The organism is Sanguibacter hominis ATCC BAA-789, assembly GCF_012396185.1.
GTDB classification, from domain to species: Bacteria; Actinomycetota; Actinomycetes; order Actinomycetales; family Cellulomonadaceae; genus Flavimobilis; species Flavimobilis hominis.
This window is the reverse complement of sequence record NZ_JAAXOW010000001.1, coordinates 1,374,880-1,388,604: the sequence shown is the minus strand read 5'-3', so window position 1 is coordinate 1,388,604 and position 13,725 is coordinate 1,374,880. Positions and strand designations below refer to the sequence as shown.

At 72.1% G+C, this 13,725-nt stretch carries 10 protein-coding genes; 6 read left to right on the top strand and 4 right to left on the bottom strand.

Annotated elements, in window-relative coordinates; all coding sequences use genetic code 11:
- The first annotated feature begins 33 nt into the window (after nt 1-33).
- Nucleotides 34-3,159: a glycoside hydrolase family 2 TIM barrel-domain containing protein gene (locus tag HF995_RS06365; RefSeq protein ID WP_210727083.1), complete on the top strand. Its 3,126-nt coding sequence runs from the start codon at nt 34-36 to the stop codon at nt 3,157-3,159.
- Here the strand turns inward: HF995_RS06365 and HF995_RS06360 are convergent.
- The 4 genes from HF995_RS06360 to HF995_RS06345 form a co-directional block, all read right to left on the bottom strand.
- Entirely contained in the window at nt 3,156-3,800 is a 645-nt protein-coding gene (locus HF995_RS06360; protein ID WP_168446884.1) for an HdeD family acid-resistance protein, read from the bottom strand. The two genes, HF995_RS06365 and HF995_RS06360, sit on opposite strands and share 4 nt — an antisense overlap.
- A gap of 162 nt (nt 3,801-3,962) precedes the next feature.
- Entirely contained in the window at nt 3,963-4,883 is a 921-nt protein-coding gene (locus HF995_RS06355; protein WP_168446883.1) for a glycine betaine ABC transporter substrate-binding protein, read from the bottom strand.
- 100 nt (nt 4,884-4,983) lie between these two features.
- Complete coding sequence (locus HF995_RS06350; protein ID WP_168446882.1) at nt 4,984-5,847, bottom strand: ABC transporter permease; 864 nt, start codon at nt 5,845-5,847, stop codon at nt 4,984-4,986.
- Entirely contained in the window at nt 5,844-7,187 is a 1,344-nt protein-coding gene (locus HF995_RS06345; protein WP_168446881.1) for a quaternary amine ABC transporter ATP-binding protein, read from the bottom strand. The genes HF995_RS06350 and HF995_RS06345 overlap by 4 nt, the downstream gene beginning before the upstream one ends.
- Before the next feature lie 400 nt (nt 7,188-7,587).
- Here HF995_RS06345 and HF995_RS06340 point away from each other — a divergent pair, with 400 nt between their 5' ends.
- The 5 genes from HF995_RS06340 to HF995_RS06320 all read left to right on the top strand — a co-directional run bounded on the left by HF995_RS06340 (nt 7,588) and on the right by HF995_RS06320 (nt 13,651).
- Entirely contained in the window at nt 7,588-7,890 is a 303-nt protein-coding gene (locus HF995_RS06340; protein WP_168446880.1) for a metal-sensitive transcriptional regulator, read from the top strand.
- Nucleotides 7,887-10,547 (top strand): heavy metal translocating P-type ATPase, encoded by a 2,661-nt coding sequence (locus tag HF995_RS06335; RefSeq protein ID WP_168446879.1) that lies wholly within the window; start codon nt 7,887-7,889, stop codon nt 10,545-10,547. Before HF995_RS06340 ends, HF995_RS06335 begins: the two co-directional genes overlap by 4 nt.
- Before the next feature lie 165 nt (nt 10,548-10,712).
- Nucleotides 10,713-11,840 (top strand): LacI family DNA-binding transcriptional regulator, encoded by a 1,128-nt coding sequence (locus tag HF995_RS06330; protein WP_168446878.1) that lies wholly within the window; start codon nt 10,713-10,715, stop codon nt 11,838-11,840.
- Nucleotides 11,837-12,799 (top strand): ribokinase, encoded by a 963-nt coding sequence (locus HF995_RS06325; RefSeq protein WP_350308758.1) that lies wholly within the window; start codon nt 11,837-11,839, stop codon nt 12,797-12,799. The genes HF995_RS06330 and HF995_RS06325 overlap by 4 nt, the downstream gene beginning before the upstream one ends.
- A 51-nt stretch (nt 12,800-12,850) precedes the next feature.
- Complete coding sequence (locus HF995_RS06320; protein WP_168446877.1) at nt 12,851-13,651, top strand: CPBP family intramembrane glutamic endopeptidase; 801 nt, start codon at nt 12,851-12,853, stop codon at nt 13,649-13,651.
- Nucleotides 13,652-13,725: the final 74 nt, after the last annotated feature.

Genomic DNA, 13,725 nt, shown 5'->3' with positions numbered 1-13,725 from the left:
GCACCCCGACCCACGCACCTGCCATCGACGGAGATGACGCACGTGACCGAACCGACGTACCTGTCTGACCGCACCCCCAGCGCCGGACGCGTCCTGCCCGCACGCGCATGGCTCCCGACCGACGCCCCGTCGCTGCAGCTCGACGGGACCTGGCGGTTCCGGCTGCACGACGTCGCCGACCCTGCCAGCGACGCCACGGAACCACCCTGGGACGTGCTCCTCGACGACTCCGGCTGGGAGACCATCACCGTCCCCTCGCACTGGGTCCTCACCGGGGAGGGCACCCGCGGGCGGCCCTGGTACACGAACGTCCAGTACCCGTTCCCGGTCGACCCACCGCACGTCCCCCGCACGAACCCGACCGCCGACCACCGCCGCACGTTCGAGCTCCCCGACGACGACGCCTGGCGCGACGCCGAACGCGTCCTCCTGCGGCTCGACGGCGTCGAGTCGGCCTGCCGCGTATGGCTCAACGGGTCCGAGGTCGGCGTCGTCAAGGGCAGCAGGCTCGTTCACGAGCTTGATGTCACAGGCCTCGTCCGGCCCGGCCGCAACGTCCTGGTCGTGCGCGTCCACCAGTGGTCCGACGCCACCTACCTCGAAGACCAGGACCAGTGGTGGCTGCCCGGGATCTTCCGCTCGGTCACCCTGCTCGCCCGGCCGGTCGGCGGGCTCGACGACGTGTGGGCTCGCACCGGCTACGACCACGTCGCCGGCACCGGCGAGATCGACCTCGACATCGCCGCGAGCCCGAGCGCCTGGCCCGTGACGCTCACCGTTCCCGAGCTCGGCGTGGAGGTCCGCTGGGACGCGCCCTCCGACGTCAACCCCGTCCGTGTCCCGGCAGAGCCCTGGACCGCGGAGACTCCCCGCCTCTACGACGCCCAGGTCTCCTCGCCGGGCGAGACTGTCAGCCTCAGGCTGGGGTTCCGCACGGTCCGCATCGACGGGACGCGCTTCACCGTGAACGGCCAGCGCATCGTCATGCGAGGCGTCAACCGGCACGAGACCCACCCGGTACGGGGCCGAGTCTTCGACGAGGCCCATGCCCGCGCCGACATGGCGCTCATGAAGCGTCACAACATCAACGCGATCCGCACCGCGCACTACCCGCCGCACCCGCGTGTCCTCGACCTCGCGGACGAGCTCGGCTTCTGGGTCGTCGACGAGTGCGACCTCGAGACGCACGGCTTCGAGCTCGTCGGCACGCTCGACACCGAGAGCGACGACCCGCGCTGGCGCGACGCCTTCCTCGACCGTATCCAGCGCACGGTCGAACGCGACAAGAACCATCCGTCGGTCATCATGTGGTCGCTCGGGAACGAGTCCGGCACCGGGTCCAACCTCGCGGCCATGTCGAGCTGGGTGCACGGCCGCGACCCGTCCCGCCCCGTCCACTACGAGGGCGACCGCACCGGGGCGTACACCGACGTGTACTCCCGGATGTACCCCACGCTCGAGGAGGTGCGTGCGATCCTCGGTGAGTCCGGCGAGATCTTCGGCGTCACCGCCCCCGCGCAGGCCGCCCGCCTGCGCGCGCAACCGTTCCTGCTGTGCGAGTACGCGCACGCGATGGGCAACGGGCCAGGCGCTCTCGCGGCATACGAAGAGCTGTTCGACTCCTCGGACCGCTTCCACGGCGCGTTCGTGTGGGAGTGGCGTGACCACGGCATCCTCACGACGACCGGTGACGGCGTGCCGTTCTACGCGTACGGCGGCGACTTCGGGGAACCCGTCCACGACGGCAGCTTCGTCATGGACGGCCTCATCAGGTCCGACGACGTGCCGTCGCCCGCGCTCGCAGAGCTCGCCGCCGTCATCGCACCAGTGCGGCTGTCGTTCGACGCTGGTCGGGCGACACTGCGCAACCGTCGCGCGTTCGCGTCGACCGCGGACCTCGACGTCACGTGGTCCCTCGAGGTGGACGGGCGCGCGGTTGCCGACGGACCTCTCGACCTGCCAGACGTCCCCGCGGGCGAGGCGCGCAGCACCAGCTGGCAGCCGACCGCTCTCGACGCACGACGCCACGAGCCGGGCTCCGAGGTGTTCCTGACGCTCACGGCTGCGCTCCGTGAGGCCACGCCCTGGGCTCCCGCCGGGCACGTCGTCGCCCGGCACCAGGTGGCGATCGACCCGCGCCTCGTCGGGCTCGATCCGGCGCGTGCGCCGCGGCGCCGGAACGGCACGGCGGCGCCTCAGGTGGTCAGCCCCACCGACATGCCCGCCGGTCTCGACGCCCCCGGAGGTGCGCTGCGCCTCGGTGAGGCGTGGTTCGACCGCGACACCGGCGCACTCCTGCGCATCGGATCTCTCGACGTCGACGGTCCGCAGCCCGAGCTGTGGCGCGCACCGACGGAGAACGACTCCGCCACGGGAGGGCCTGGCTACGAGGTTGTCGACCTTGCCACCTCGGGAGACGTTCCCTCCCCGGAGTCGCTCGCCCAGCCGTCCGCCGCCGCGCGCTGGCGCGAACGCGGCCTCGACCGGCTCGAGCATCGCGTCCGCGATGTCGAGACACGGGACGACGCCGTCGTCGTGCATCTGCGCTCCGGGGCGGCGGGTACCGCACTCTGGCTGGGGACGACCCTCACCTACCGCTGGGTCGAGGACGAGCTCGAGGTCCACGCCAGCTTCGAAGCGTCGAACGGGTGGGACTGCACGTGGCCTCGCATCGGCGTGCGCCTCGACCTGCCCCTCGGGTTCGACGAGGTCGCATGGTTCGGCAGCGGGCCTGGTGAGGCGTACGCGGACTCGCGCTCCGCTGCGCGCATCGGCCGGTTCGCGTCGCTCGTCGACGAGCTCGCCGAGCCGTACGCGGTCCCCCAGGAGACAGGCCACCGTCCCGACCTGCGCGAGCTCGTCACGTCCGGCGAGCACGTCCCGACGCTCCGGGTCCGGACGATCGCCGACGGCTCAGGCGCACGACCTGGCACCCTCGGGACACGTCCCGGGTTCACGCTGGTACGCCACACCGCTCAAGAGCTCGACGTCGCCCGGCACCAGCACGAGCTACCGTCACCGAGCCGCACCTACCTCTACCTCGACGCGGCCCAGCACGGCCTCGGGTCGCGCACGTGCGGCATGGACGTGCGGCCCGAGCACGCGCTGTGGCCTGGTAGCCATGCGATGACGGTGCTGCTGCGAGTCACGGACGCCTAGACGGTCGAGCTGCCAGCAGAGAGCTGCTTGGCCGCAGACCGGGCGGCGAACGCGAACGCGACGAGGGCGGTGCCGAAGATGATCGCGTAGACGCCGATGATCCACACGAGCGCGCCGAGCCCGGTCGCCGGCTGGGTGAGCATCAGCACGCCGAACGCGAACGACAGGACGCCACCGAGGATGACCCAGATGCGGGCACCCACCGAGAGCCCACGCGTCGTCGCGCCGAGCGCCACCTGCACGACTCCGGAGATGATCGCCCAGAACGCGACGGTGTAGACGACCACCACGAGCGTGATCCCTGGCCAGGCCAGCATGATGACGCCAGCGATCACCCCCACGGCGCCCACCACAGCATGCAGGACCATCCCGCCGAACTTCCGGTGCCGAAACGCCTCGACGACGTCGATCAAGCCCTCGACCGCCACGAAGGCCCCGATCACGATCGCGAGCGCCGCCGCGGTGCTCCAGGGCGAGGCGATCGCGATCACGCCGAAGACGATCGCGACGACGCCCCGCAGGAGGATGAGCCACCAGACCTGCTCCGCGATGCGCGCCAACGGGTCCGGAACCCCGGCAGGGACCGCGGTCGCGTGCCGGGCGGGTCGAGTGGTGTGAGCCGTGCCAGTCGTGTCGGACATGAGAGCCCCCTGGATGATTTGTCCCGTTGGCCCCAGAGTGGACCTCGCCGAGCACCAGGTCAACAGCCTGCGCCGCCGGACGTGCAGACGGTCCCCGTGGCGTCCGCTTCTCGGACGCGACGGGGACCGTCTCGTTTGTCGCGCGGCGCCGCGCCGGAGCGGTCAGGCTCCCGCAGCAGCCTTGAGGTCGTCGACGAACGTCGGGTTCGCCTCGAGCCACGTGCGCACAGACTTGTCCGGGTCGGCGCCGGCGTCCTCGTTGAACATGATGTTCTCGAGCGAGAACAGCTGCTCGTCGGTCAGTGTGAACGCCTTGATGAGCGCGGCGACGTCCGGATGATCGGCGGCGAAGCCGGTGCGGCCCACCGTGTGGATCTCCTCGGCACCCCCGAGCGCCCCCTCCGGGTCCTCCAGGTCGCGGATCGGGAACGCGTCGTACGCCCAGTGCGGACGCCACAGCGTCACGGCGACGTTCTCACCGGCGTCGGTCCGGCTCTTGAGCTCGGCGAGCATCGCCGGGGTCGACGAGATGACGAAGTCCATCTCGTCGAGGCCGTACGTCGGGACGACCTCGTCCTGCGTGATGCGCGTCAGGCCCGCACCCGCCTCGATGCCGACGAGACGGTCCCCGAAGTCGCCCGAGGCGTCCTTGAGCTCCGCGAGCGACGTGATGGGCGAGTCCTCGTTGACGGCGATCGTCAACCGCGCGTCGTCGTACCAGACGCCGAGCTGCTCGAGGTCGTCACCGTACTTCTCGAGGTAGTCCGCGTGGGTCGCTGGCAGCCACATGTCGAAGTTGAGGTCGTAGCCGCCGCCCGCGAGGCCCGTGTACACGACCCCGGGGTCCGCGGTCTCCGCGTCGACGGTGTAGCCGTCGTCCTCCAGCATGGCCTTGAACAGGTGCGAGACGGCGATCCCCTCGTCCCAGCCAGCGTGGACGCCGATGCTGATCTTCTTCTCGTCAGTGGCAGAGGCCTTCGGGGTGCCTGCGTCCTCTTCGCTGGCGCAGGCGCCGAGGCCGAGGGCGAGGGCGGCCGTCGTGACGGCGGCGAGGGCGGTGCGAGTCGTGCGTGAGCGGGTCATGCGTTCCTCTCGTGGGCGCGGAGCGCCCGGGTAGGGGTGCGGGAGCCGTGAAGGCAGGGCGACGTGCGCGGGCCGTGCGGCCTTGCGCGTCTGGGGTGGATCAGGCGGACTTGAGGGCCTTGGCGACGGGGGCGCGGTCCGACAGCGCCGCCGTCGTGCGGTCGAGGATCATCGCGAGGATGACGACGGCGAGCCCCGCCTCGAAGCCGAGCGAGACGTTCACGCGCTGGAGCGCGGACACGACCTCGCGGCCGAGGCCCGCAGCGCCGGTGAGGCCTGCGATGACGACCATCGACAGGGACAGCATGATGACCTGGTTGACGCCGGCCATGATCGTCGGGAGTGCGAGCGGGAGCTGGATCTGCCGCAGGATGCGGCCCTCGGTGGCGCCGAACGCGTGCCCGGCCTCGACGACCTCGGAGTCGACCTGGCGGATCCCGAGCTCGGTGAATCGCACGCCGGGTGCGAGGGCGAAGATGATCGTCGCGACGAGCCCCGGCACCACGCCCGTGAGGAAGATGACGACCGTCGGGATCAGGTAGACGAACGCCGGCATGGTCTGCATGAAGTCGAGCACGGGCCGGACGACGCGGGACACCCTGCGGTTCCGTGCAGCCCAGATGCCGAGCGGGATCGCGATGAGCAGGGCGATGCCGCTCGCCAGGATGACGAGCGCGAGGGTGTCCATCGCGTTGCCCCACTGGTCGACCGCGCCGATGACGACGAGACCGACGGCCGCACCGACGGCGAGGAGCCAGCCCTTCGCGAACCAGGCGAGGGCCGCGACGACGAGGATGATCGCCCAGGCCGGCGGGGCGGACAGGGCGGTGTCGAGGACGTCGAACACGGCGAGCAGCCCGTCCTTGACCGCCGTGAAGAAGCTGGCGCCGGCGACGGTCACCCAGTCGACGAAACTCTCGACAGCGTCGCCGAGGTGGAGGCGAGGAACCATGGTCTCGCTCATCGGGCACCTCCCTGGATCGTTGCGCGCACGTCGACGGCAGGGAGCTGCGTCGTCGGCTCGGGCAGGACGTCGGGCGCGAGGCCCGGTACGCCGTCGTCGGGCGGGAGCGGCTCGAAGCCCTCGGGGACGGTCGGGGTGACGCTCGCCCCGACACCCTCGGCGTCGGTGTCCGGGGGGACCATCGCCTCGAGGAGTGCGACGCGCGGGACGACGCCGAGCAGGCGGCCGCGTTCGTCCGTGACGGCGACGGGCAGCGGGGACTCGGCCGAGGGCGCGAACACCTCGGACAGCGGGGTGCTCTCGTCGACGGTGTGCGCGGCGTCGAGCAGCGCCGGGTCGAGCCGGGTGGCGCCGGCGCGAGCGGCGGCGACGACGTCGGAGTCCTGGACGGCGCCGCGCAGGACGCGGTCGCGGTCGACGACGAACGCGGCGGAGGCGTGGGCCTCACGCATCGCGCGGGCTGCCTGGCGTGGTCCGGCACTCGTCGCGAGGACGACTCCGGGCCGCACCATCACGGAGCCTGCGGTCAGGACCCGGGTGCGGTCGACGTCGGCGACGAACTGGGCGACGTACTCGTCGGCGGGCTCGGAGAGGATCTCCTCCGCGCTGCCGATCTGCACGATGCGTCCGGCGCGCATCACGGCGATCCGGTCACCGAGGAACATCGCCTCGTTGAGGTCGTGCGTGATGAAGATGATCGTCTTGCCGAGCTTCTGCTGAATCTCGATGAGCTGCTCCTGCATCTCGCGGCGGATCAACGGGTCGAGCGCCGAGAACGCCTCGTCCATCAGCAGGATGTCCGTGTCCGCGGCGAGCGCCCGGGCGAGCCCGACCCGCTGGCGCATACCGCCGGAGAGCTGCGACGGGAGGGAGTCCTCCCAGCCGGACAGGCCGACGAGCTCGAGCGCCTGGAGGGCGCGCTCTCGGCGCGCCGGCTTCTTGATGCCCTGAATCTCGAGGGGGTACGCGGCGTTGTCGAGGACCGTGCGGTGCGGCAGGAGCGCGAAGTGCTGGAAGACCATCGAGACGGTCGAGCGGCGCAGGGTGCGCAGGCGGCTCGCGCTCACCGTCGCGAGGTCGTCGTCGCCCAGCATGATGCGTCCGGACGTAGGGCGCCACAGGCCGTTGAGCATGCGGATGAGTGTCGACTTGCCCGAGCCCGACAGGCCCATGACGACGAAGATCTCGCCCTCGGCGACCTCGAAGGACGCGTCGATGACCGCGGCGGTGCCGTGCTGCTTGACGTCCTCCCGGGGTGCGCCCTCACGCAGGCGCCGGACCGCCTCCTGGGGTCGTCGACCGAACACCTTGTAGACGTTCTCCACACGTATCGCCGTCATGCTGAACGGGCTCGCCACCTTCCGGTCGGGCTTGTACGCGAGGGGGCGTTCCCCTCGTCTGCGTTCGTGTGCGGCCGGTCCGGAGGCTCTGCCTGACAAGGCGGCCAGGGGCGCCCCGTGAAGGGCGGCGGCGGATCGGCGCTGGGGGCTCGCCCCGCACCAGGCCTGTCGAAGGCCCTCAGCCACCTTGCCTCATTCGAGACCATCTTGCTGCCTGAGGACCACGCCACGAGGGTCACCCTTTGCCTGTTCTTGACACGAATATCCCTCTGACCTGCAAGGATGCTGCGAGCAGGATCGTTACGGCAACGTGACCTTTACTCTTGTGCGGCAGTTCACAGAGAAACGGGAATACGAGGAGTCCTGGTCCTTCATTACCCCTAGGGGGTATATTGGAACCATGACTCACGACGAGCACTCGAAGTCTCACGGGTACGTCCAGGACAAGGACGCCTACCTCAAGCGCCTGCGCCGCATCGAAGGCCAGGTCCGCGGCATCGCCCGCATGGTCGACGAGGACACCTACTGCATCGACGTCCTCACCCAGGTCGCCGCCGTCACCAAGGCGCTGCACGCCGTGAGCCTCGGGCTCGTCGGCGACCATCTCGGCCACTGCGTCGTCGACGCCGCCAAGGAGTCCGACGAGGCGGCGGCCGCCAAGGTCGAGGAAGCCACCCAGGCGATCGGGAGGCTCCTGCGATGAGCACCGACCACACCACCGTCCCCGACGCGATCACCGTCGACCTCGCCGTCTCCGGCATGACGTGCGCGTCGTGCGTCGCCCGCGTCGAGAAGCGCCTCGCCCGCGTCCCCGGCGCGACCGCGACCGTCAACCTCCCGCTCGAGTCCGCACGCGTGACCCTCCTCCCCGTCGACGGCCACGTCGCCGACGACACGGAGCTCGTCGCCGCGGTCGAGCGCGCCGGATACACCGCGCGTGTCACCAGGACGACGCGTCCGGCCGAGCCGGCCGCCGCGGCCGTGCAGGCCGCGCCGCACGGCTCCCACGCCGCGAGCGCAGGCGGCAGCCGCGCGGACGACGCCGCGCCGTCGGGCCCCGTCGACCACTCAGCCCACGTCGCCGACGCGACCGACACCGTCGCGCACGCGCTCTCTGCGCACGGCGCGGGTCACGACCACGACCCCGACGCCGACACGTCCGCGCCCGAGCCGGACCGCGGCGTCGACCTGCGGCGTCGGCTGCGCACGTCCGCGGTGCTCGCCGTCCCCGTCGTCGCCCTGTCGATGATCCCCGCGCTCCAGGTCACCGGCTGGCAGTGGGTCGTGGCCGCGCTCTCGCTTCCCGTCGTCACCTGGGGCGCGCTGCCGTTCCACCGCGCCGCGCTGCGCGCAGGTCGTCACGGCGGCTCGACGATGGACACGCTCGTGTCGATCGGCGTCATCGTCGCGACAGGGTGGTCGTTGTGGGCGCTGCTCCTCGGCGGTGCAGGCCGGCTCGGCATGACGATGGAGCCCACCTTGATCCCCCGGCGCGCCCACAGCGCGATGCCCGAGCTCTACTTCGAGGTCGCCGTCGTCGTCACGACGTTCCTCCTCGCAGGCCGCTACGCGGAGCACCGGTCACGGCGCCGCGCGGGCGACGCGCTCCGGGCCCTGCTCGAGATGGGCGCGAAGACCGCGATCGTGCGCCGGCCCGACGGTGCCGGCGCGTGGACCGAGCACGAGGTCCCGACGGGCGCGCTGCAGGTCGGCGACGAGATCGTCGTGCGGCCGGGCGAGAAGATCGCGACCGACGGCGTCGTCGTCGCCGGCAGCGCAGGGATCGACACGTCCTTGCTCACGGGCGAGCCCGTGCCGGTCGACGTGTCGGTCGGCGACGCCGTGACGGGCGCGACGATCAACACGGACGGCCACCTCGTCGTGCGCGCCACGCGCGTCGGCGAGGACACGACGCTCGCCCAGATGGGCCGCCTCGTCGCGGACGCCCAGTCCGGGAAGGCGCCCGTCCAGCGGCTCGCAGACCGGATCTCGGCCGTGTTCGTGCCGGTCGTCCTCGTGCTCGCGGTCGGCACGCTCGTCGCGTGGCTCGTCGTCGGCGGCACGGACGCGGCGAACGTCCAGGCGGCGTTCACCGCCGCGGTCGCGGTGCTCATCATCGCGTGCCCGTGCGCGCTCGGGCTCGCGACACCGACCGCCCTGCTCGTCGGCACAGGCCGGGCTGCGCAGCTCGGCGTCGTCATCAAGGGCCCGGAGACGCTCGAGTCGACGCGCCGGATCGACACCGTCGTCCTCGACAAGACCGGGACCGTCACGGCGGGCGCGATGGAGGTCGCCGACGTCGTGCCGCTGCGGCCCAGCGTCACCGCCGAGGAGGCGCTGCGGTACGCGGCGGCGATCGAGGCCGGCAGCGAGCACCCGATCGCCCGCGCGATCACGGCCGCGGGTGCGGCCCCCGCTCCGGCCGCCGCCGAGGTAGGGGTCTCCACGCGAGGTAGTGCCTTGGAGGCCCCTACCTCGCGTGCACGCACCTACCTCGGCGAAGAGGGCGACGGCACGGGCGTGGGCGAGGGCGGCGAGCCCACGGTCGGGGCGGACGGCGTGGTCATCGGGAGCCTGCAGGCGCTCGACTTCGCGACGTCGCCGGGCGGCGGCGTGTCCGGGACCGTGCGCACGGCGCACTCGGGCCCGCACGTGTCGCGGCGCGTCGTCGTCGGCAAGCCCGGCTGGGTCGCCGACCAGACCGGCGTCCACGACGACGCGGCCGAGCAGGCCGTCCTCGCCGCGGAGGAGGACGGCGCGACGGCGGTCGTCGTCGCGTGGAACGGCCAGCCGCAGGCGGTCGTCGTGCTGCGCGACCCGGTGAAGGAGACCTCGGCCGCTGCGATCGCGGAGCTGCGCAGCCTGGGGCTGCGGCCGTTCCTCGTCACGGGCGACAACGCGGGCGCAGCGCGCCGCGTCGCCCGCGAGGTGGGGATCGACCCGGCAGACGTCGTCGCCGGCGTGCTCCCCGAAGGGAAGGTCGACGTCGTCGCCCGGCTCCAGGACGAGGGGCGCGTCGTCGCGGTCGTCGGGGACGGCGTCAACGACGCCGCAGCGCTCGCGCAGGCGGGCAGGCAGGGCCTCGGCATGGCGATGGGTACCGGGACGGACGTCGCGATCCAGGCGAGCGACATCACCCTCGTGCGCGGAGACCTGCGCGCCGCGGCCGCAGCCGTGCGCATCTCGCGGGCGACGTTGCGGATCATCAAGCAGAACCTGTTCTGGGCGTTCGCGTACAACGTCGCGGCGATCCCGCTCGCCGCGACGGGCCTGCTCAACCCGATGATCGCGGGCGCGGCGATGGCGCTCAGCTCGGTCCTCGTGGTGACGAACAGCCTCCGGCTCCGGCGGGCTTCCTGAGCATCCCCTCGAAGACAGGCACTCAGAACGGGCACCGAGAAGGTGCCCGTTTTGGCTGCTTGTGGTGGGAGCGCTTCCTGACCTAGCGTCATGTAATCGATTCCACGCGATCGGTCCCGAGGCTCCCGCCCGCGGCCGTGAGGGTGGAGAGCGAGGAGGCCGACGATGCGAACCGCCACCCTTCAGGACGTCGCGAAGCTCGCCGGCGTCTCGACCGCAACAGCCTCCCGCGTCCTGTCCGGCCATCCCGCCACCTCCGTCGACGCCCGCACGCGCGTCGCCGAGGCCGCGACCGAGCTCGGCTTCCGCCCCAACGCCCAGGCCCGCTCCCTGCGCAAGGCGCGCACCGAGTCCATCGGCGTCGTCGTCTCCGACATCCTGAACCCGTTCTTCGCCGAGATCGCCCACACGGCCGAGCAGACCGCACGTGAGGCCGGCCTCACGATCATGCTGTGCAACGCGAACGAGTCGACGGAGCAGCAGGACAGGTACATCGACCTGCTGCTCGCGCACCGCGCGGACGGCATCGTCATCGCGCCTCAGGGCGACGGGTCCGGTTCGCTGCGCGACGTCCTCAAGCTCGGCGTACCCCTGGTGTTCGTCGACCGCACGGTCGACGGCGTCGACGTCCCGTCGATCACGTCGGACAACTTCGGCGGGATCGCCCAGGCGGTCGAGCACCTCGTCGGGCTCGGGCACCGCCGCATCGGCTTCATCGCTGGGCCCCAGGCCACGTCGACGGGCCGGGACCGCCTCGTCGCCTTCCGTGACGCCATCGAGAAGCACGGCGCCGACCAGGACATGGCGCTGATCTACGAGGGCGACTTCCGGGTGTCGAGCGGCGTCGCAGGCGCCCGGCACCTGCTCGACCTCGCCTGCCCGCCGACCGCGCTGCTCGCGGCTGACAGCCTCATGACGCTCGGCGCGCTGCACGTCTGCCAGGACCGGGCGATCTCGATCCCGGACGACATGTCGATCGTCGGGTACGACGACATCGAGGCGTTCCGGCTCCTCGACCCGCCGATCACAGTCGTCTCGCACGACCCCGCCCGCACGGGCGAGCTCGCCGTCGAGCTGCTCACGAAGATGCTCGACGGCGAGAAGGTCGAGAGCGTCGTGCTCGACGCGCAGCTCGTGGTGCGCGGGTCCACGGGGCCTGCCTCGCTCAGGCGCGACGTGCCGGCCCCCGTCCCGCTCGAGACGGAGGCCCCGCCGGACGTGCGAGGCCTGCCTGCCCCCCACCTCCTTGCCCATGCCGTGCACGTCGACGACGTCGCCAGGCTCCTGTCGTGACGGGCGCCCCGCGGCCGTCGTCAGCCGCGGTCGGTGCCGCGTCCCCCGACGTGGTCGTCGTCGGGTCGACGAACGCTGACCTGCTCGTCCAGGTCGCCGCGCACCCCGCTCCTGGCGAGACCGTGCTCGGGCGCTCGATGGCAGTCCTCGCAGGCGGCAAGGGCGCGAACCAGGCTGTCGCGGCGGCGCGCTCGGGTGCGCACGTCGCGTTCGTCGGGTCGGTGGGCGACGACGAGTTCGCCGACGCGGCGCTTGAGGGGCTGCGCGCCAACGGCGTGGACCTGTCGGGGCTGCGCGTGGTTCCCGGCAGCACGGGCATCGCGATCGTGACCGTGTCGGCGGACGGCGAGAACTCGATCGTAGTGATCCCCGGAGCCAACGCGGCGACGGATGCCGACGCCGTGCGCGCCCAGGCGGACCTGCTCGCCCGGGCGCGCGTCGTCGTCGTGCAGGGCGAGGTCCCGCGCGACGGCATCGAGGAGGCCGCGCGGCTCGCCCGCGAACGCCTGATCGTCAACCTCGCGCCGGTGATCGCGCTCGACACCGAGGTGTTGCGGCGGGCCGACCCGCTCGTCGTCAACGAGCACGAGGCTGCTCTCGCTGCGCGCGCCCTCGGCGTCGCGCTGCCCGCGGGCGCGTCGGACGCCGACGTCGCCCGCGCCCTCCTCGACGCGGGCGTGCGGTCCGTCGTCGTGACGGTCGGCGCCGACGGCGCGCACGTCGCCGAGACGGTCGACGGCGCACCCCGCGTGACGCACGTGCGCTCTCCGCGCGTCGACGCGGTCGACACGACCGGCGCCGGCGACGCGTTCGTCGGCGCGCTCGCCCAACAGCTCGCCGACGGCACTCCCCTGCCCGACGCCGCGCAGCACGCGGCCCGCGTCGGCGCCTACGCCGTCACGTCCGTGGGGGCGCAGGCGTCGTATCCCGGGCCGGGGGACGAGCTGCCGGGCGACTGACGCGCACCCCGGTCGACCCACGGCCGAGCACAGCCTGCTATAAAGCAGCACATGACCGACTCCACGCTCGAGACCCCGCTGTCGCGCTACGAGCGGCGCCGGCTCGGCGTCGAGATCTGGATCGTGCTGGGCCTGTCGCTCGGCAAGAGCGCGGTGTACGCGATCGCGAACATCCTCGAACGGCTCAGCGCCCCCGTGGCGCTCGGCGACCAGGCCGCGGCGATCAACACGGCGATGGCGGAGCGACCGTGGGTCGACCTCGCCTACCAGCTGTTGTCGCTCTTCTTCGTGCTCGTCCCCGTCGCCCTCGCGCTGTACCTGCTGTCCGAGCCGGGGCGCTCGGCGCTGGTGCGGCTCGGGCTCGACCGGGCCCGCCCGCTGCGTGACATCGGCTGGGGGTTCGCCCTCGCCGCTGCCATCGGCATCCCCGGTCTCGGGTTCTACGCGCTCGGCCGGGCGATCGGTATCACGGTCGAGGTGCAGGCCGCCAACCTGGCCGAGTACTGGTGGACCGTGCCGATGCTGATCCTCCTCGCGCTCAAGAACGCGCTCGTCGAGGAGATCATCGTCGTCGGGTACCTGCTCGAACGGCTGCGCGAGCTGCGCTGGTCCGTCCCCGCCGCGATCGCCGCGTCGGCGCTGCTGCGCGGCTCGTACCACCTGTACCAGGGCTTCGGGCCGTTCGTCGGGAACGTCGTCATGGGCGTCGTGTTCGGCGCTTTCTACGTCTCCCGCTGGGGACGCCGTCGGACCATGCCGCTCGTCATGGCGCACACGCTGCTCGACATCGTCGCGTTCGTCGGTTACGCCCTGCTACCTGCGAGCCTGCTCGCCGCGCTCGGCGTGAGCTGATCTCCTCCGCCCCTGGACGGAGGCCCGACCTCCGGGGCTACGACCCGGGTATGGACTTGCCGTCCGAGGGGTGC